Source organism: Ruminococcus sp. Marseille-P328, assembly GCF_964249465.1.
Classification (GTDB): domain Bacteria; phylum Bacillota; class Clostridia; order Lachnospirales; family Lachnospiraceae; genus Blautia_A; species Blautia_A faecis.
On the sequence record NZ_CAXUBQ010000008.1, the window covers coordinates 133,522 to 153,996 of the forward strand.

Consider the following 20,475-nt stretch of genomic DNA (forward strand, 5'->3'; position numbering starts at 1 on the left):
AAAATCATTGAGGGTTTTGGAGCATTATGATTCTATTTCCCCATATGCCATGCCAGTCTTACGCTTGCAGAGTGGACTGTTCCTGTGAGCCAGTCGCAGTCATTGGTGATCCAGTCCATGATGCCAAGCTGGCGGGTTTCCCAGGCAACGGTAGCTTCATGGGCTTCCGGTGTTTCTTCAGTCTCCATAGTGGTGTCGATCTCGTCGTAGCCGAAAATATATCCGCCTGCGCTCCAGATGCTGAAGTTGCTGTCAGGACCCGGGTCAATTCTGCCCTCTCTCGCGGCAACCAGTCCGTCATGTCTTGCCTTATATTCTTCCTCGCAATCAGGTTTCAGTCTGGTTATGAACATTCTGTGGCGGATCAGTTCTTTGTTTTCGCGGACAACACCGAAATTGTGGTACATCAGACGCATGTTTTCGCCAGGGGTGGAGATCCAGGTGAAGGTGTGGTCAATTCTGGAGGTGAGAGCTTGGATGCTGGCTTTTTTCTCTTCTGAAAATTCGTTATTTTCGTCTGTTTCGTAATATCCGAAAATCAGGGAATCACAGTTCCAGATGCTGAAATTATGTACCTTTTCCTGATCCAGAAATGCAGTCAGATCTGGCCAGATCTCTCCTAATATCTGGCGGTATTCATTTTTTTTCCCTTTTTTGATTTCCATAGCAAAGCTGTGTCTTTCCATAAGAAAAATCCTCCGTTTTATAAAAATAAGATATTGTGTATATCTAGTTTTTCTGTTTTGAACCTTGTAAAAAAATATTAATCTAAGAAAAAGTCAAGTTTACTTCTCACGGAATGTTACCAGTGAACAGTAATAGTTACTGTTCACTGGTAATGTTCCGCGAGGTGTTTTTTGTGAACAAAGTTCACAGAAAACCCGAGAATTGCGGCGCGAAATCATGCTTTGCATGATTTCTGTGCATCGCGAAGCGCGTTACTGTGAACGGAGTGAACAGTAACCAGTAATAAGGATAGCATAATTTCTCAGATAAATCCACCCTTATATTGACATTCAGCATGTACTTATATACAATAAGAGGACTGGCCTGGAGCATGTTTGAAAAATCATTCCCGCAATCTGCACGCCCTGCTTTGCAGTATATTTTGCCTGAATTTGGTCTGCGTAGCCCGCTGCGACGCCCCTATCCGGGCAAAATTTCCTGCAAATTGTGATGCACATCTTGCAGAAAGTTTTTTTCAAACACGCTCTAAAAAAGAGGGCGACAGAAAAAAAGGGTTACTGGTCACGGGGCGAACCGTAAACGAAAAGGTTTAATTACAGAAGAGAGGGGATTGTTTTTGGAAAAAGAAGTAAAAGTTCAGGAAAATAAAATGGGTGTGATGCCAGTGGCAAAGCTTCTGCTCACCATGTCTGTACCGATGATGATTTCCATGCTTGTCCAGGCACTTTATAATATTGTGGACAGTATGTTTGTGGCGAAATTAAGTGAGAGTGCACTTACTGCAGTTTCACTTGCGTTTCCGGTGCAGAACCTGATGATCGCAGTGGGAACCGGTACTGGTGTTGGTATCAATGCGCTGGTGTCGCGCTCTCTTGGGGAGAAAAAGCAGGAGTATGCCAACAGTGCTGCAAATAACGGTATTTATCTTGCAATTTTCAGCTTTATTGGATTTGCAATTGTTTGTGGATTTTTTGCACCTGCTTTTTTCAGGGTGCAGACTACGGATCCACAGATCATGGAATATGGTGTGGATTATGTCAGAGTGATCGGAATTATGTCCTTCGGCCTGTTTATCCAGCTGACCTGCGAGAAGCTTCTGCAGTCTACAGGGAAGACGGTGTATTCCATGGCAACACAGCTTCTTGGCGCTATTATCAATATTATTCTGGATCCAATCATGATTTTTGGTTTATTCGGCTTTCCAAGAATGGAAGTAACAGGAGCAGCCCTTGCCACTGTTACAGGACAGATCATTGCAGCAATTGCAGGTGTGATCGTGAATATGAAGCTGAATAAAGAGCTTCATATTTCTCTTGTGAAATATAAGATTTCCGGTGATGTGATCCGCAGCATTTACAGCGTAGGCTTTCCATCTATTATTATGGCGTCTGTTGGTTCTGTTATGACATTCGGAATGAATAAGATCCTGATGGGCTTTACTTCTACTGCAACGGCGGTATTTGGCGTGTATTTCAAGCTGCAGAGCTTTATTTTTATGCCAGTGTTTGGACTGAATAATGGAATGGTTCCCATTGTTGCTTACAACTATGGTGCCAGAAAACCGAAACGTATTACGAAAGCAATTAAGCTGAGTATTATTTACGGAGTATGTATTATGCTTGCTGGTTTCGCTGTATTCCAGCTGTTTCCGGGAAGTCTTCTGGGAATTTTCAGTGCCTCTGACGATATGATGGCAATCGGTATCCCGGCACTTCGTACCATTAGCCTCAGCTTTCTGATCGCAGGATTTTCTGTAGTTGCATCTTCTGTGTTTCAGGCGCTTGGACATGGTTTTTTAAGCCTTGCAGTGTCTGTGCTGCGCCAGCTGGTAGTACTGCTCCCGGCTGCGTTTATCCTGTCAAAAGCAGGTGGCCTTGGAGCCTGCTGGTGGTCCTTTCCTATTGCAGAGGTGTTCTCAGGAGTGATCTGCTTTGTGTTTATACGATATGCGTATAAGAAAGAAATTCATCCGCTTTACGAGAAATAAAATGATATGAGTGTCAAAAGGTCTTTTGACACTCATTTGATACCCGGATTGCTACGCAGCTACGCTGCTCCCGCAATCCTCCAAATATTCGAAATCCGCTGATTTACTACGTAAATCGCTACTTTCTCATATTTGGCGTGTCCCAAGTTCAAAAGCCTTATCGTGCAAGCACGAACAGCTTTTTGACCTTTTGACACTGGTATCATAAAATAGATAGGAAAACAAGAGCCCTCGGAATTTCGGTCCGGGGGCTCTTGCTAAAATTCGTAATATTTATTTTTATTCCATATGCACCGTTACATGATACTCTGTCTTTCCGTCCTCAACAGGTACCACAGTTCCATTCACATGCTTGCCATCAACCTCCAGGTAAGCTACACCTTTTTCCACATTATTCGGATTCTTAACGTCGAAGTAATAGGTGGCACCGCGGAAGCGGCGGGTGAGGGTGAAGTCACCGAAGCCCTCCGGAATACACGGATCAATGGAAAGGCCGTCATAGGATGGCTGCACACCCAGGATTGCCTGGGAGAGGTTCACGAAAGTCCATGCGGCTGTTCCGGTAAGCCAGCTGTTCTTTGCCTCACCGTGGCGGGCTGCGTCACGTCCTGCGATCATCTGGGAATAAACATAAGGTTCTGTACGATGGATTTCGCTAATGTTTTCAATATAAGACGGGCAGGTCTTTTTATAAATTTCAAAAGCACGGTTTCCTCTTCCGATAACAGTTTCGGCAATGGAAATCCATGGATTGTTATGGCAGAAGATTCCGGCATTTTCTTTGTATCCTGGCGGGTAGGAAGAAATTTCACCAAGGTTCAGGTAATATCTGGTGTAAGCCGGCTGGTGAAGCATAATACCATATTTGGTATCCAGGCGCTCTTTTACAGAATCAAGAGCTTTTTTTGCCAGACCTTCTTTCACGCCAATGCCAGCAATGATACAGAAGCCCTGCGGTTCAATGAAAATCTGTCCCTCTTCGCATTCGTGGGAACCAACCTTCTGAGAGGTGGCGTCATAAGCACGAAGGAACCATTCTCCATCCCAGCCAGCGTCAAGGACTGCCTGGTACATTTCTTCAACAGCTTTCTGCGCGATAGCAGCGTCCTCCTCTTTTCCAACACGTCTGCAGATCTCTGCAAACTCATTTCCATATTTTACATACATACCTGCAATAAATACAGATTCTGCAACTGGTCCCTCAGATGGTCCTGTGGTCTGGAAGGATTCACCAGGCTCATTGGAAAAGCAGTTCAGGTTCAGACAGTCGTTCCAGTCAGCACGTCCGATGAGAGGAAGCTTGTGTGGTCCAAGATGGGTGCGGCTGTATTCGAAGGAACGGCGGAGATGCTCAAAAAGAGGAGCTGCTTTTTCCATATGGCAGTCAAAAGCAACCATTTCATCCAGAATGGAATAATCTCCAGTTTCCTTTAAGTAAGCGGCCACAGCGGCAATCAGCCACAGCGGATCATCGTTAAATCCGCTTCCGATATCCAGGTTGCCCTGCTTGGTAAGCGGCTGGTACTGATGATAAGCACTTCCATCTTCGAACTGGGTTGCAGCAATGTCAAGGATTCGTTCTCTTGCACGCTCCGGGATCAGATGTACAAATCCAAGAAGATCCTGGCAGGAATCACGGAAGCCCATTCCACGGCCGGTTCCGGATTCATAGTAAGAAGCGGAACGGGACATGTTGAAGGTTACCATACACTGGTACTGGTTCCAGATATTTGCCATACGGTTTACGTGAGGATCCTTACTCTCTACATGATAGCGGGAGAGAAGATCGTCCCAGTAAGTATTCAGGATGGCGAAAGCTTCATTTACCTGTTCGGAAGTTTCGAATTTCTCCATGATCTTCTTAGCAGGCTCTTTTTTGATCACGTTTAAAGCTTCCCATTTGTCGTCTTTTGGGTTTTCACAATAGCCGAGAAGGAAAACATATTCTTTTTCTTCACCAGGTGCCAGAGAAACATTGATCTGCTGGCTGGCAATGGGATACCATCCGCTGGCAACAGAATTGTGGCTCTTGCCTTCCTCTACAACGATTGGAGCATTGTTGCCGCGGCCAAGTCCTAAGAACTCATCACGGCTGGTGTCAAAACCGTCTACAGGAGTATTTACAGTGAAAAAGCTGTAGTGATTGCGTCGTTCGCGGTATTCGGTCTTATGGTAAATGGTGCTGCCGATGATCTCAACTTCACCGGTGCTTAAGTTTCGCTGGTAGTTGGTCATGTCGTCCACAGCATTCCAGAGGCAGAATTCTACATATGAAAATAACGAAATCTCTTTCACTTTATCTGAATTGTTTCGCAGAGTCAGTTTGTTGATCTCGCAGGCTGTGTCAATAGGGACGAATGCAAGAAGATCAGCTGCCAGGCCGTTTTTCTCACCGTGGAAACGGCTGTAGCCAAGTCCATGGCGGCACTCATAAACATCAAGAGGAGTGCGGGTTGGCATTGCACCTGGATTCCATACGGTATCCCCATCTTTGATATAGTAGTATTTTCCGTTGGAATCTACCGGGATGTTATTGTAGCGGTAACGAGTGATACGGAGCAGCTTTGCATCTTTATAGAAGCTGTAGCCGCCGCAGGTGTTGGAAATCAGTGTGAAGAAATCCTGGGAGCCAAGGTAGTTGATCCATGGCAACGGGGTATCTGGTGTTGTAATGACATATTCTTTATTGGCGTCATCAAAATGTCCGAAATTCATAGTGGATCTCCTTTGATAAATTTTATTCTTGCTGAATTCTTTCTAATTGGTTGATTGCTATTCGTGATTTACATCAGGGTGCATTAATTTATTTTTCGAAGCTGCACAGTGATCTACGCTTATATAGTAATAATGTTTTGCAAATGCAATGAGTAGTTTCGAAAAAATCAATTGGATTGAATTGCGAGATAATTAACATACGAAAACGAATAAGTAAAGGCAATTAGAAATAAAAGTAAAGAATAATGGTATATATTTGCTCTTAGTATAATAGAAAGACTGATTAAAAGCAACATAAAAATTACTGTAATAATGAAATCTATTATATATTACAAATCAGAGATTTAAAACACGAAACTTTTCGCGAAAACATTTCGGAAAGAGCTCTTATTCACAATTAAATTGTTAAAAACACAAATATCTAAATTGTGCAATAGGTAGAATGATGTGAAAACGCACAAAAAATGCAGGAAACCACTTGATTTTTTGTGCACTAGGGGGTACTATAAGCTCACGAAAACGATTTAGAGATGACAGGAAAGAAAAACAGGAAAGAATGAGGCAGGCATATGGTTTCCATGAAAGAAATCGCAAAACAATGTAATGTCTCAGTCGCCACTGTCAGTAAAGCATTAAATGGTTACTCCGATATCGGAGAAGAAACAAAAAACTACATATTAAGAACGGCTTCAGAGATGGGATATCTTCCCAACTCATCGGCAAGAGCTTTGAAGACGAAGCGAACCTTTAATCTGGGAGTTTTATTTGTGGACGAGGCCCGAAGCGGTCTCACACATGATTACTTTAACAGAGTACTGGAAAGTTTCAAAAGCACCGCAGAAGCGAAAGGTTATGACATTACTTTTACAAGCGGAAATGTTTCCGGTAAAAGGATGACCTACCTGGAGCACTGCAGATACCGGGGTGTGGACGGAGTGGTAATGGCCTGTGTGGATTTCACCGCAGAAGAGGTTCAGGAGCTTCTCCTTTCAGACATTCCGGTGGTGACCATCGATCATATCTGTGATGGAAGGATATCGGTAGTATCCAACAACATCCAGGGAATGGAAGAACTTGTTACCTATATATATAAGAAAGGACACCGCAAGATCGCTTACATTCACGGAGATGACACATCGGTTACCAAGAATCGTCTTGGAAGCTTTTACCGGACCCTGCAAAGACTGGGGATTGAAGAACCGGATGAATATGTAAAACCATCTTTTTACAGAGATGCTGATCTGGCAGGTGAGAGAACCGGTGAACTTTTGGATTTGAAAGATCCGCCAACCTGTATTCTCTATCCTGACGATTATGCAGCGATGGGAGGGATAAACGAGATACGGGAAAGAGGACTTCGGATACCGGAAGACATTTCAGTAGCCGGGTACGATGGAATTAATATCGCCCAGGTTCTTGAACCCAAGCTGACAACCCTTTGCCAGGACACAGCTGCAATCGGAAGGATAGCGGCAGAAAGGCTGATTGAGCTGATTGAGCACCCGAAGACAACAGTTATTGAGAAATACACAGTGGATGGAACCCTTTTTAAAGGAGCTTCCGTGAAAACTTTGTATCCATCAAAAAATTTCAAGTAGTTATTAAAAAAAAATTAAAAGATATAATTAAAGGAGGAAGTAACATGAAGAAAAAAATGGTGAGCGTATTATTAACAGCTTCTATGCTGGCAGGAATGACATTATGTGCAGTCCCGGTTATGGCAGAAGATGCAGAAACACCGGAAAACGAAGTTACCGGTGACGCTTCCGCAGATGATTCCTTTGTAGTATGGGGATGGAACGATGATATCAAGAAGATCCTTGATGGACCATTCAAAGAGGCTTATCCAGATGATTACGAAAGAATCGTTTTCGTAAACACAGGTGGATCTGATTATTATCAGAGCAAACTGGATCCTGTACTTGATGATCCTTCAAATGAGTTATATCCTGATATGATGGGCCTGGAAGTTGACTATGTTCAGAAATATGTAAACAGCGACTGGGTACAGAATGTAGCAGATCTTGGAATCACAGCTGATGACTATGCAAACAGCTATCAGTACAATCTGGATCTTGGATCCGATGTTGATGGAAACGTAAGAGCACTGTTCTGGCAGGCAACTCCTGGATGCTACGCAGTTCGTGCAGATCTGGCTGAGAAATATCTTGGAACAACAGATCCTGCAGCATTAGCTGAGAAATTCAAAGATCTGGATACCATCGTTGCTACAGCTAAAGAGGTTAACGATGCTTCCGGCGGAAAATGCAAACTGTTCTCTGGCTATGATGAGATCAAACGTAGCCTGACCGGTTCCAGAACTCAGGGCTTCTATGATGAGAACGATAAGATTACAATTGATGACAACATCAAGACATATATGGAAACAGCTAAGACTCTTTATGATGAAGACCTTACCTTCAATACCGATCAGTGGAGCGCTGACTGGAGTGCAAACATGAGTGGTGATGGCGTTGATTCTAACGCAGCACTTGCTTATATGGGATGCCCATGGTTCGTATACTGGAGCTTAAGTGATGCTTGGAAAGGCAACACAATCCTTGTTCCTACCCAGACAAAATGCTATTGGGGCGGCACAGGACTTGCAGCTACAACAGATTGTGCAGATACCGAGCTTGCAGCTAAGATCATGAAATTCTTCACATGTGATGAAGATGGAATGGTTGCAATCAACGCTCTGAACTCTGACTATGTAAACAATACAGCAGCTGTCAGCAAGATCATCGAGGCTGGTACATCCGCAGATGGAAACGGCTATCTGTATCCAGACGCTGGACAGAACTTCATGGAGTTCTTCCTTCCATTAGCAGACGGACTTGACGCTTCTATGGTAACAGCAGAAGATCAGCAGATCCTTTCCCTTATGGATACTCAGACCAAGGCTTATGCTACAGGCGAAAAAGACCTTGATACTGCACTTGCAGATCTGACTGCATCTATCCATGATACATTCTCTTACCTGAGCGCAGAATAATGTGGCTTAAGAGTTTGCAGAGTCAATTATAAGTAAGTAGTGAATGTGCTGCTTCTTCCCAAAAGAAGGAGCAGCACATTCTTATATAAGCGAGCAGCTGCTTTTGCTATAAAAAAGCAGAATGACTGCCAGTGGCAGAGGAGGATGGCGCAGAAGCCCGGAGGGGCAGGTACTCCCGCCAGTGTCAGGCATTCTGCCTGGGAAAAGCAGGCAACTTCAGACAGGAGGCTGTTATGAATAAGAAAAAGAAAAAAATGATCGATTATGGAAGGTATGGCTACTTCTTTATTGCACCGTTTTTTATCACTTATCTGGTGTTCCAGCTGTGGCCACTGATCAATACTTTCTATTATAGTACCTTATCCTACTACAAACGTAACGGGCGTGAATTCATGGAGTTTGCAGGACTTCAGAATTTTGTAAATATCCTTGGTATGGCTGCAGGAGAGAGAGGTTATGTACTCAGCTATCTGAAAAATACCCTTGTAATGTGGGGCTGCAACTTTGTTCCTCAGATTCTGGTTTCCCTTCTTCTGGCTGTATGGCTGACGGATGAGAAGGTTAAGGTAAAAGGAACCGGTGCGATGAAGGTTATCGTTTATCTTCCAAGTGTTATCACTGCAGCTTCTGTTTCTGTATTGTTTAAATCTTTGTTTTCCCAGTACGGACCAATCACCCAGACTTTGAAGGACTGGGGCGTTCTTGGCAAGAACTTCGATTTTATGTCCAGCGTAGCAGGAAGCCGTGGGCTGATCTCCACAATTCTGTGGTGGATGTGGTTTGGTAATACGACCTTGCTTCTGATTTCAGGCGTTCTTGGCATTGACCCGGGACTTTTCGAGGCTGCTGATATTGATGGTGCAACAGGCTGGAAAAAATTCCGCTACATCACTTTACCGCTTTTGAAACCAATTATGTTGTACACATTGGTTACCTCCGCAATCGGTGGTCTTCAGATGTATGATATCCCGGCATTGTTCAACGTTCCGGAAACCGGACTTGTTGGTCTTCCAGATGATAAGACTACTACAATGGCTATGTATATTATGCGTCTGTATAACAGCGATGTTGGAAAGGCAGCAGCCGTTTCCGTAGTACTGTTTATTATCACGTTGGTTGTCAGTCTGATCCTGTTCGCAACTATGAGCGACAGCGAAGACAGACGTATGAAAAAAGAGCAGAAACAGCGTAGAAAGGCAGGTGGAAGATCATGAGTAAAGCCGCAACAGCAGACAGCTACAGCAAGAATATGCTGCATCAGAAAGTCTTCCGTACCATTATTTGTATTTTATTCTGTATCATTGCACTTTTGCCATTTGTTCTTCTGGTTATGAACGCAACAAGAGATTCTGAGTCTATCAAGGCTGGTGTTTCCCTGATTCCGTCCACACACCTGATCGAGAACTGGAAAAACCTGATGATCAAGCAGAACGGTATGCAGATCACTTTGCAGAAAGCAATCATTAACTCTGCAACCATTACAATCCCTGGAACCTTCCTGTCAGTTTACTTTTCATCTCTGACAGCTTATGGTATCCATGTATATGATTTCAAATTCAAAAAATTTGCATGGGCATTTATTATGGCAGTTATGATGGTGCCAAGTCAGATTTCCATCATCGGTTTCTACCGTTTCATGCTGGATCTGAAGCTGATCGATACATACGTTCCGCTGATCATTCCTGCCATTGCAGCTCCAACTGTTGTTTTCTTTATGAAACAGTATATGGAAAGTACACTTTCTCTGGAGATGATCGAGGCAGCCAGAATCGACGGTTCAAAAGAGTGGAATACCTTTAACAAAATTATCCTGCCGATTATGAAACCGGCAGTTGCCACACAGGCAATCTTTCAGTTTATTGCACAGTGGAACAACCTGTTTACACCTACCATTTTGCTGACAACAGATTCCAAGAAAACACTTCCTATGTTTGTACAGCTGCTGAGCTCCAACCAGTTCCGTACGGACTATGGTGTAGTTTATGTAGGACTTTTTGTTACCATTATCCCTCTGGTTGTTGTATACCTGGTACTTTCCAAGTACATCGTCGCAGGTGTTGCACTTGGCGGTGTTAAGGGTTGATGGCGTGTATGAAAAGCATTTGATTAAGAAAAATATTAAAAGAGAATAACATGTACAGTCAGGGGAGAAATCTTCTGGCTGTATTTTTGCACTTTTTTTGAAAAATAATTTAGCATCACTGAAATTTATTAAGAATTTTGGTATTTTCAGGTGGCAAACAGAGAATTATATGTTATACTGATTTGGTGTCATTTATAGGAAAAAGCAGCATGTTTTTTGAGAATGGCATAGAGCCTGTTTGAAAAATCATTCACGTAATCTTGCAGAAAGTCTTTTTAAACATGCTTTAGGATAAAATTGGGCGAGGTTATTGTTTTATGGGGTATCAGGAAACAATCACATTTATTTTGGAGATGATTGGAACTATTGCATTTGCAGCGTCAGGTGCACTGGTGGGATCGGAGCAGAAGATGGATATTTTCGGAGTTTCGGTTCTTGGGGTGATCACTGCAGTTGGCGGGGGTATGATTCGTGATGTGACGCTTGGAATTACCCCTCCGGGAGTTTTTCAGAAGCCAGTATATGCGGCTGTAGCAGTGCTTACTTCAGTGCTGGTGTTTTTTCTTCTTTATTTTAAAAGGGAGATGCTGAAAGGAAATGTTACTTATGACAAAGTAATGCTGGTGATGGACTCTGTAGGACTTGGGATATTTACTGTGGTTGGCGTAAATACTGGAATCCGTCAGGGGTTTGCAGACAACACTTTCCTGCTGGTATTTGTGGGAACCATCACCGGTGTTGGCGGAGGATTGCTCCGTGATATGATGGCAGAGGTGCCGCCTTATATTTTTGTAAAGCATATTTATGCATGTGCATCCATTGTGGGAGCTATTGTTTGTGTGTATACGTACCGCTGGTTTGGAGTGGTGTTCTCCTTGATCTTTGGATCTGCAGCGGTGATCCTGATGCGGTATCTGGCTGCACATTACAGGTGGAACCTGCCGAAATTAAAATAAAAGGTAGCTATTAGAGGAGTACTTATGATTAAAGCAGAGAATTTATCCTATTCTTTTCCACATAAAGAGTTATATAATAAAATTTCATTTACCCTGGAGGATGATGTGCATTGTGCCTTTATCGGAACCAATGGAACCGGTAAGAGTACACTGGTGAACATGATCCTTCATCCGGATAAATATTTATACGATGGAAAGCTGATCGTGGATGTACCTGGAAGGATTGGATATGTCAGTCAGTTTTACACCATTGAGAGAGAAAAAGAGGTTACGGTATTTGATTACATCAGTGAAGAATTTGTAAGGCTTCAGAATAAGATCAACCAGATCTGCGAGGATATGGCAGTTACAAATCATCTGGAGGAGCTGATGGAGGAATATCAGCAGACTTTAGATGAATTTAATGCCATTGACGGTGACTTTTACGAAAGTAATATTCGCAAGCAGCTGAAAACAGCGGGTCTGGCTGGGTATGAAGACCAGCTTCTTACAAATTTAAGCGGTGGAGAGTTCAAGCTGGTGCAGGTCATCCGGGAGATGATGATCAGCCCGAAATTTATTATTATGGATGAGCCAGATGTGTTCCTGGATTTTCAGCACTTAAATGCACTTCGGAATCTGATCAATTCCCATAAGGGAACACTGCTTGTGATCACCCACAACCGCTATCTTCTGAATCATTGCTTCAACAAGATCCTCCATCTGGAGAATACGGAGATGCAGGAATTTGATGGCAATTATGTGGATTATAATTTTGCACTTTTGCAGATGAAAATTGAGCAGCAGGAGCTGGCTGCGGCAGATATGGAGGAAATCGAGCGTAACCGCAAGATTGTAGAGCGTCTTCGAAACAGCGCTACTGCCATTGACAGTGCAACAAGGGGAAGAAGCCTGCATGCGCGAGTTTCCCTTTTGGAACGTCTGGAAGCGAGAAAGACAAAGTCTCCATTTGTGGATATTAAGCAGCCGGAGATCGTATTTCATGCAGATGAGGTTTTTGATGCGGAAGTTTCTGGTGAAAATCCGGAAGAAGCTTTGGAAAGTGAAAGAAAATCCGAGTTGGGAGATGCGAATGCGGAAAATGAAGCTGAGAAGATAGTGTTAAGTGTAGAAGACTATAATGTGACCTTTGACCGTGAGATTATGGAACATGTTTCCTTTGTTCTTCATGCAGGGGATAAGGTTGCAATTGTGGGACCAAACGGTACTGGAAAGACGACCCTTCTTCGTGATGTTATCAAAGGAGAAAACCCGGCAATCCGTCTTGGCGAAAATGTTAAGATGGCATATCTTTCCCAGATGCATGGGGAGGTATTTGATGAGAAGGCCACTGTTCTTAAAAATTTTGAGGATGCAGGCTTTGATACCGATGATCAGGTGATAGCTTACCTGAAAACCTATGGTTTTGAGAAAGAACTGATCTACAGTTCGGTATGTGATCTGTCTGGTGGAGAAAAGAATCTTCTCCAGCTTGCGAAGATTTCCAGAACAGGTGCAGGTCTGCTGCTACTGGATGAGCCAACCAGTCATCTGGACACATATTCCCAACTGGCACTGGAGCAGGCGGTAGAGAAATACAATGGGACAGTTCTCATGGTTTCCCATGATTTTTATACCGTAGCCAACTGCATGGATTATGTGCTTCTCACAGAGGATAAGGGCCTTCGCAAGGTAAGTATGCGAAAATTCCGAAAGATGATTTACGCCGATCACTTTGATAAGGATTACCTGGAATATGAGCAGAAGAAAAAAGAACTGGAGAATCGAATAGCTTTCGCACTTCAGGCTGGCAAGTATGAGGATGCGAAAAAAATTTCACAAGAACTGGAAAAACTTTTGCGGAAATATAATGGATAACAAAATATTTGTATAGGAAGCAGCAGTGACGGACATATGTGCCGGAAACGTATAAGAAAAACAGCCCCCGGAAAAATTCCAGGAGCTGTTTTTAAATAAGGGAAACAAAAATATAGTAAGATGTCAAAATAATTTATTACTCTTCGTGAGTATCCTGCAATGCCAGGTAACCTTCCTCGCCGGTTCTGATCTTGACAACGTTTTCGATGTCGTATACGAAAACTTTTCCATCACCGATCTGACCGGTATGAAGAACTTTCTTGGCGGTTTCGATAACCTTCTGAACAGGAACAAGGCTGACAACAATTTCAATCTTGACTTTCGGAAGCAGGTTCATATCCATCTCAACGCCACGATAGTAAGCAGGAGCCCCTTTCTGGACACCACAGCCAAGAACGTTTGTAATGGTGATTCCGGTTACGCCGATTTCATTCATAGCCTGCATAAACTCTTCCAGCTTGTTCTGACGGGTAATGATAACAACCTTTGTAAGCTTATGAACGCCGTCTGTCGGGAGTTCCGGAATGAATTCAGCTGGAGCAGAAGGTCTGGGAGCAGCGGTAAATTCTCTGGAAGTTCCCATAGGAGTGGGAACAGAAGCAACAGCATCGCGAATAGCAAATCCGTCATAAGCACTTGCAAGACCATGTTCTTTTATATCAAGACCCTGAATCTCCTCTTCAGCAGATACTCGAAGACCCATAGTATGTTTGATAACCTGGAAAATAATTGTCATTGTAACTGCAACCCATGCAATTGTGATAAGCATTCCGGCAAGCTGTACACCAAATCCGTGGAAACCGCCGCCAACAAGAAGACCTTTCCAGCCTGTACCAGCTCCATCGGAGAAAAGACCAACGGCGAGAGTACCAAATGCACCGTTTAAGCCATGGACACCAACAGCACCAACCGGATCATCCACTTTTAATACTTTATCAATAAATTCAATACCAAATACTACGACAAAACCAGCTGCAATACCGATAATAGCAGCAGATGCAGGAGATACAGTATCACATCCTGCAGTAATTGCAACAAGACCTGCAAGAGATCCGTTCAGGGACATGGATACATCTGGTTTTTTATAGCGGATCCATGTGATCATCATAACCGTTACAGTTGCAACTGCAGCAGCAAGGTTTGTGGTAACGAAGATTTTTCCTGCACTTACAATTGCATCGCCTTCCATGGATACAGTGGAAGCACCGTTGAAACCAAACCAACAGAACCAGAGGATAAATACACCAAGTGCACCGACTGTCAGGTTATGACCTGGAATTGCTTTTGATTTTCCGCTTTTGGAATATTTTCCGATACGTGGTCCAAGAATGACGGCACCGATAAAGGCGGCCACACCACCTACCATATGTACTGCACAGGAACCTGCGAAATCATGGAAGCCCATCTGACTGATGAAACCGCCGCCCCAGATCCAGTGACCGGAAATCGGATATACTACAAGGCTGATCATAAGACTGTATACACAATACGATGAGAATTTGGTTCTCTCAGCCATAGCACCGGAAACAATTGTAGCGGAAGTAGCACAGAAGACTGTCTGGAAAATCAGGAATGCCCAGAACGGAACTCCGTCAGGAAGCATTGCACTGCCATAATTTGCTTCTGAAGCGATACCACCGATTCTTCCGAAGAAGCCGTTTCCTGCACCGAACATGATTCCAAAGCCAACCAGCCAGAAAGCCGGAGTACCGATACAGAAATCCATCAGGTTTTTCATAATAATGTTACCTGCATTTTTGGCTCTGGTGAAACCTGTCTCCACCATAGCAAATCCGGCCTGCATAAAGAAGACCAGCGCGGCACCAACAAGTACCCAGATCGTGTTTACTGCTGAATAATCCATAATAATTTCCTCCCTCTTTTCGCACTTTTCGAAATGTTTCGAAAAACACGTTTTTAATATCAAAAAGCGCGAAAGAGAAAACAAATTTGTTTTTTCTTTCGCGCCTTTACGATCCTGGTATATTATCTGCGTCTGCAGAAATATTGTTACTGTTCACTCTGTGACCAGTAACACGCTTCGCGATGCACAGAAAGACGAACCTTCTTGTGACAGGCACAAGAAGTAGCGTTTGCTGCGCAAACTTAATTCTCGGGTTTTCTGTGAACTTTGTTTACAAAAAACACCTCGCGGAATGTTACCAGTGAACAGTAACGAAATATTCAGTTGTAAAATTAATATGTAAAACAGGGGATATCCGTATCGTGTGATTAATGGATGAGGAAATCGATAATGAATTATGAAGTAGAGTTTCATAATAGATATCCCCTGTATTTACCTGTGTGAGAAACAAATTCCAAAAACAGGAACAGTTTCTTTCATTTAGAATTCTCCTCTGTAAATCTGATCAGATATAGAAGAGAAGTTTTCCATATGTAGGATATGGAAGCAGATCATCCGGAATGAGAGTTTCAGCTTCATCAGCAGATTTTCTCAATTCCTCCATGTCCTCAAGTACTTCAGCCTGATACAGTTTTGCATTTTCCAGAACATCTTCAGTTGCTTTTGCTTTTGCTGTATCAGATTTCAGCTTCTCAAGACCTTTTGTCATAGCATCCTGAAGTCCGGACAGCTTGGTGATAAGAGTAGTTTCACTCTCACAGGTGATTCCAGGTACAACAGATGCTTTCAGGCTTGCTGTGCTTGCAATTTCTTCAATATAAGACATAACAGATGGAAGAAGGTCTTTCTGAACCATTTCAACCATTGTATTAGATTCGATGTTGATGGTCTTGGAGTAGTTCTCAAGCCAGATTTCATAACGGGAGTGCAGCTCTTCGCTGGTGAAAATGCTGTGCTTTGTGAACAGGTCGATATTCTTCTGGGCAATCCACATTGGGAGAGCATCCGGGGTAGACTTCAGGTTGTAAAGACCACGTTTTTCAGCCTCTTCAATCCACTCATCTGTATAACCGTTACCGTTGAAGATCACACGTTTGTGTTTCTTAATGGCTCTCTTAATCAGTTCATGAACTGCATGTTCCATATCTTCCGGAGCTACACCATCAAGCTCTTTGGCAAACTGGTCAAGAGCTTCCGCAACAGCTGTATTCAATACAATATTCGGGTTTGCAACAGAAGCAGCAGAACCAAGCATACGGAACTCGAATTTGTTTCCGGTAAATGCAAATGGTGAAGTACGGTTTCTGTCAGTATTGTCTTTTACAAAGTGTGGCAGAACAATTGCTCCGATATCCATCTGTACAGCGCCGTGAGAAGTAAAGTAAGTATCATTTTCGATAGACTTCAGAACTTCTGTAAGTTCATCACCAAGGAAAATAGATACAACTGCTGGCGGAGCCTCGTTGGCACCAAGTCTGTGATCATTTCCTGCACTTGCAACGGAGATACGAAGAAGATCAGCATATTCATCAACTGCTTTAATAACTGCCATTAAGAAGACAAGAAACTGAATGTTTTCAGATGGTGTTTTTCCAGGATCCAGAAGATTTACGCCATCATCTGTGATCATGGACCAGTTGTTGTGCTTACCACTTCCATTGATTCCCTCAAATGGTTTTTCGTGAAGCAGGCAAACCAGATCATGTTTGTCAGCAACCTTTTTCATGATTTCCATTGTCAGCTGGTTGTGGTCAACTGCAACGTTTGTGGTATCGAATACAGGAGCCAGCTCATGCTGTGCAGGAGCAACCTCGTTATGTTTTGTTTTTGCAGGAATGCCAAGCTTCCAGAGCTCTACATCAAGATCATGCATGTAAGCTGCAACCTTTGGCTTCAGAGTTCCAAAGTAGTGATCTTCCATTTCCTGTCCCTTAGGAGCTGGAGCACCAAGTAAGGTACGTCCACAGAATACAAGATCTTTTCTTTCTTTATAAAGCTCCTTTGGAACCAGGAAGTATTCCTGCTCAGGTCCTACTGTTGTGGAAACATGTTTAATTCCCTTGTTTCCAAGAACGTGAAGCATGTTTACGGCTGCTTTATTTAAGGTATCCATAGAGCGAAGGAGAGGAGTCTTTTTGTCAAGTGCCTCACCGCTGTAGGAACAGAATGCTGTAGGAATGTAAAGGGTTCCGTCTTTAATGAAGGCCGGTGATGTTGGATCCCATGCTGTGTATCCTCTTGCTTCAAAAGTAGCACGAAGACCGCCGGATGGGAAACTGGAAGCATCCGGTTCACCTTTTACAAGTTCTTTTCCGGAGAAATCCATGATCACCTGTCCATCGCCTGTTGGGGAAATGAAGCTGTCGTGTTTCTCAGCTGTTACATTTGTCATAGGCTGGAACCAGTGTGTATAATGAGTAGCACCATTTTCGATTGCCCATTCTTTCATGGCTACTGCAACGGAGTTTGCAACATCAAGCTCCAGGTGAGTACCATTTTCGATGGTCTTTTTCAGTGCTTTGTACATGTCCTTAGGTAATTTACTGCGCATGATCCTGTCGTTGAAAACAAGACTTCCATAGATTTCGGGAATATTCTGTGTCATAACGGATACGCTCCTTTCACTTTTCATGTCTTTCTTCATCCTTATTTTTGATAAAAGAAAAAGGCGCCTTGGATACATTTCTGTATTCCAAAGCGCCTTTGCTTTATGTTCTGTAGTATACTCAAAAAAAAACAGATGTCAATAGTTTTTTTGAAAAAAATTCCAAAAAGATTTTGCGGTTGACTGAAAAAAGTTCTTGCTCAAATTAGGATAGGCATACTTGACAAATAGGTTTCTTCCATTATAATTTTTGTTCAGAGCCAAGCAAATTTACAGCTAGAGCCTGTTTGAAAAATCATTCCCGCAATCTGCACGCCCCACTTTGCGGTATATTTTGCTCGAATTCAGTTGCCGTAGCCCGCTACGGCGCCTTCATCCGGACAAAATCTCCCACAAATTGTGACGCACATCTTGCAGAAAGCCTTTCTCAAACACGCTCTAGAGCCTGCATAACGATACGTCCCTGGCTGTAAATTTATTTGGCAATACGCCAAATCGACGAAATGGGATGCATTTTGGAGATTGGATTTGATCATTAAAATAAAACTCAGTACCGAGGAGGAAAACAAATGGCAGAGATTAAAGAAGAGTGTGGTGTCTTCGGAATCTATGACCTGGATGGAAATGATGTGACGTCTTCTATTTACTATGGTCTGACTTCTTTGCAGCACCGTGGTCAGGAAGCCTGTGGCCTGGCAGTATCGGATACTAAGGGACCTATTGGAAATGTTAAGTTTCACAAAGATCTTGGACTGGTAAGCGAGGTGCTTCGCGAGGATACACTCCATAAGATGAGTGGTGATATCGGAATCGGACATGTACGCTATTCCACAACAGGAGCATCCGTTGCAGAGAACGCACAGCCTTTGGTTTTATCTTATGTAAAAGGAAGTCTGGCACTGGCACACAATGGAAACCTTGTTAACACTGGGACACTGAAATGGGAACTGATCCAGAGCGGAGCAGTTTTTCATACCACCACTGACTCAGAAGTGATCGCATTTCATGTAGCCAGGGAGAGGGTACATACCAGCTGTGTAGAGGAGGCAGTTCTGAATACAGCCAGGAAGCTGCAAGGCGCATACGGTCTTGTGATCATGAGTCCCCGTAAGCTGATCGGAGTCCGTGACCCCTATGGCTTAAAGCCTCTCTGCCTTGGAAAAAGGGACAATGCTTACGTGCTGGCTTCTGAGAGCTGTGCACTTACTTCTGTAGGTGCCGAGTTTATCCGTGATATCGAACCTGGTGAGATGATTACGATCAGCCGTAAGGGCGTGAAGTCAGACATGACTCTTGCGGATACGGTGAAAACCCGTGCCCACTGTGTTTTTGAATATATCTATTTTGCAAGACTGGACAGTACCATGGACGGTGTAAAGGTTTATGATGCACGTATCCGTGGCGGTAAATCCCTTGCAAAATCTTATCCTGTGGAGGCAGATCTTGTCACCGGTGTTCCGGAATCCGGTCTTCCTGCTGCCAAAGGATTTTCTGAAGAATCTGGTATTCCATTCGGATTTGCATTTTATAAGAACTCTTATATCGGCAGAACTTTTATCAAACCTACTCAGAAGGAGAGAGAATCCAGCGTTCATCTGAAGCTGAGCGTATTGGATGCTGTTGTAAAAGGAAAACGCATTGTGCTTGTGGACGACTCTATTGTCCGTGGAACCACCATAGCAAACCTGATCCGCATGTTGAAAGAAGCAGGCGCTCTTGAAGTACACGTAAGGATCAGTTCTCCGCCATTTTTACATCCATGCTATTTCGGAACCGATGTGCCAAGTAATGACCAGCTGATCGCGGCGCAGCACTCTACAGAAGAGATCTGTAAGATGATTGGGGCAGATTCCCTTGGTTATATGGAGATTGATTATTTGGAGGGCATGGCAGGTGGACTTCCTATTTGTAAGGCATGCTTTGACGGAAAGTATCCGATGGTAATTCCAGATGAGAATAATTTACAAAATGATTTTGAAATTCATAAGATATAAGAGAAATAATTTTGCCTATGCAGGTTGTCTCAGAACTTCCACAATAATAAAATAGTGCATAACTACCAATATACCGGTTGCATATTTGTGCAATCGGTATATTTATTTCTGAAATGTTACAAAAAAGTGTGAAAGAAAAAACTTGACAAATATCGAGACTTGGTGCATAATTTGCCTCAATCAAGGGAAAACGTTTTCGAGAGCCTTTGATTTTGATAGAAAAGGAAACTATAATTCCTGTAAAACAGAAAGGGTGATAACGATGTGTCAGAAGCAGATTAAGCTGAATGCGAAGGAAGATGTTCAGGAATTCGTAAGGGCAGCAGGTAAATGTGATTTTGACATAGATGTTTTCTATAACAGAATCATCATTGATGCAAAATCCATTCTGGGAGTTCTGAGCATGGATCTTACAAGGGTTCTTACTGTACAGTGCCATGGCGAGAGCAAGGAATTTAACCGTACATTACAGAAGTTTGCAGTTGCCTGATTAAGTAGTTGCAAACTGGCACCTTTTAAGGTGTCCATAAAATCGTAAAAAACAGATATTGCCGGGAACGACTTGAAATATGAGACAGCATGGCATCCCGACAGCATCTGTTTTTTTTATAACTCAAATTGCTATTTAGTGTGTTGGGAGGGTGAAAAGTTCTTCAGGAGGGACGCATTTGGACAATGTGTATTACTCACTCGCCGGCGCAACGCTCCAGCGAACTAATCGCTAACTGCGAC

The 20,475-nt window shown here is 43.2% G+C and carries 14 protein-coding genes and 3 pseudogenes; 11 read left to right on the forward strand and 6 right to left on the reverse strand.

Annotation, left to right across the window (positions count from 1 at the left end):
* Positions 1–32: 32 nt before the first annotated feature.
* Positions 33–686: an L-rhamnose mutarotase gene (locus ACESTK_RS07870; protein WP_173769734.1), complete on the reverse strand. Its 654-nt coding sequence runs from the start codon at positions 684–686 to the stop codon at positions 33–35.
* A 330-nt stretch (positions 687–1,016) separates the two neighbouring features.
* Positions 1,017–1,193: pseudogene (locus tag ACESTK_RS07875) on the reverse strand (DUF6783 domain-containing protein); the annotation flags it as partial.
* Between ACESTK_RS07875 and ACESTK_RS07880 the strand changes: the two are divergent.
* Positions 1,119–1,280, forward strand: coding sequence for a DUF6783 domain-containing protein (locus tag ACESTK_RS07880; protein ID WP_334297714.1), 162 nt, complete (start codon positions 1,119–1,121; stop codon positions 1,278–1,280). The pseudogene ACESTK_RS07875 and the gene ACESTK_RS07880 sit on opposite strands and share 75 nt — an antisense overlap.
* A 56-nt stretch (positions 1,281–1,336) precedes the next feature.
* Positions 1,337–2,674 carry an MATE family efflux transporter gene (locus ACESTK_RS07885; protein ID WP_173715596.1) on the forward strand — a complete coding sequence of 446 codons (1,338 nt, stop codon included), beginning with the start codon at positions 1,337–1,339 and terminating at the stop codon, positions 2,672–2,674.
* 279 nt (positions 2,675–2,953) lie between these two features.
* On the opposite strand, the gene ACESTK_RS07890 is transcribed toward ACESTK_RS07885, so the two are convergent.
* Positions 2,954–5,389: a GH36-type glycosyl hydrolase domain-containing protein gene (locus tag ACESTK_RS07890; RefSeq protein WP_373119399.1), complete on the reverse strand. Its 2,436-nt coding sequence runs from the start codon at positions 5,387–5,389 to the stop codon at positions 2,954–2,956.
* 569 nt (positions 5,390–5,958) lie between these two features.
* Between ACESTK_RS07890 and ACESTK_RS07895 the strand changes: the two genes are divergently transcribed.
* From ACESTK_RS07895 to ACESTK_RS07920, 6 genes are all read left to right on the forward strand, one after another.
* Entirely contained in the window at positions 5,959–6,987 is a 1,029-nt protein-coding gene (locus ACESTK_RS07895; protein ID WP_118580086.1) for a LacI family DNA-binding transcriptional regulator, read from the forward strand.
* Between the two features lie 44 nt (positions 6,988–7,031).
* The gene (locus ACESTK_RS07900; protein ID WP_148462812.1) at positions 7,032–8,384 is read left to right on the forward strand and encodes a hypothetical protein; all 1,353 of its coding nucleotides are present in this window, start codon (positions 7,032–7,034) and stop codon (positions 8,382–8,384) included.
* Between the two features lie 233 nt (positions 8,385–8,617).
* Entirely contained in the window at positions 8,618–9,598 is a 981-nt protein-coding gene (locus ACESTK_RS07905) for a carbohydrate ABC transporter permease (RefSeq protein WP_118580131.1), read from the forward strand.
* Positions 9,595–10,467, forward strand: a complete 873-nt coding sequence (locus ACESTK_RS07910; protein WP_237963471.1) for a carbohydrate ABC transporter permease — start codon at positions 9,595–9,597, stop codon at positions 10,465–10,467. The genes ACESTK_RS07905 and ACESTK_RS07910 overlap by 4 nt, the downstream gene beginning before the upstream one ends.
* A 317-nt stretch (positions 10,468–10,784) precedes the next feature.
* Positions 10,785–11,423 (forward strand): trimeric intracellular cation channel family protein, encoded by a 639-nt coding sequence (locus ACESTK_RS07915; protein WP_173715597.1) that lies wholly within the window; start codon positions 10,785–10,787, stop codon positions 11,421–11,423.
* A gap of 24 nt (positions 11,424–11,447) precedes the next feature.
* Entirely contained in the window at positions 11,448–13,280 is a 1,833-nt protein-coding gene (locus tag ACESTK_RS07920) for an ABC-F family ATP-binding cassette domain-containing protein (protein WP_373119400.1), read from the forward strand.
* Positions 13,281–13,416: 136 nt separating this feature from the next.
* Here ACESTK_RS07920 and ACESTK_RS07925 read toward each other — a convergent pair whose 3' ends face one another.
* From ACESTK_RS07925 to ACESTK_RS07935, 3 genes and pseudogenes are all read right to left on the reverse strand, one after another.
* The gene (locus tag ACESTK_RS07925) at positions 13,417–15,144 is read right to left on the reverse strand and encodes an ammonium transporter (RefSeq protein ID WP_195991728.1); all 1,728 of its coding nucleotides are present in this window, start codon (positions 15,142–15,144) and stop codon (positions 13,417–13,419) included.
* Positions 15,145–15,649: 505 nt separating this feature from the next.
* Positions 15,650–17,749, reverse strand: coding sequence for a glutamine synthetase III (locus tag ACESTK_RS07930; RefSeq protein WP_195409315.1), 2,100 nt, complete (start codon positions 17,747–17,749; stop codon positions 15,650–15,652).
* 254 nt (positions 17,750–18,003) lie between these two features.
* Positions 18,004–18,147: pseudogene (locus ACESTK_RS07935) on the reverse strand (DUF6783 domain-containing protein).
* Between ACESTK_RS07935 and ACESTK_RS07940 the strand changes: the two are divergent.
* The 3 genes and pseudogenes from ACESTK_RS07940 to ACESTK_RS07950 form a co-directional block, all read left to right on the forward strand.
* A pseudogene (locus ACESTK_RS07940) lies at positions 18,097–18,222 on the forward strand (DUF6783 domain-containing protein); the annotation flags it as partial. The pseudogenes ACESTK_RS07935 and ACESTK_RS07940 overlap by 51 nt on opposite strands.
* Before the next feature lie 96 nt (positions 18,223–18,318).
* The gene (purF, locus tag ACESTK_RS07945) at positions 18,319–19,743 is read left to right on the forward strand and encodes an amidophosphoribosyltransferase (RefSeq protein ID WP_173715499.1); all 1,425 of its coding nucleotides are present in this window, start codon (positions 18,319–18,321) and stop codon (positions 19,741–19,743) included.
* A gap of 262 nt (positions 19,744–20,005) precedes the next feature.
* Positions 20,006–20,233 (forward strand): HPr family phosphocarrier protein, encoded by a 228-nt coding sequence (locus ACESTK_RS07950; protein ID WP_118580104.1) that lies wholly within the window; start codon positions 20,006–20,008, stop codon positions 20,231–20,233.
* The last annotated feature ends 242 nt before the right edge of the window (positions 20,234–20,475 follow it).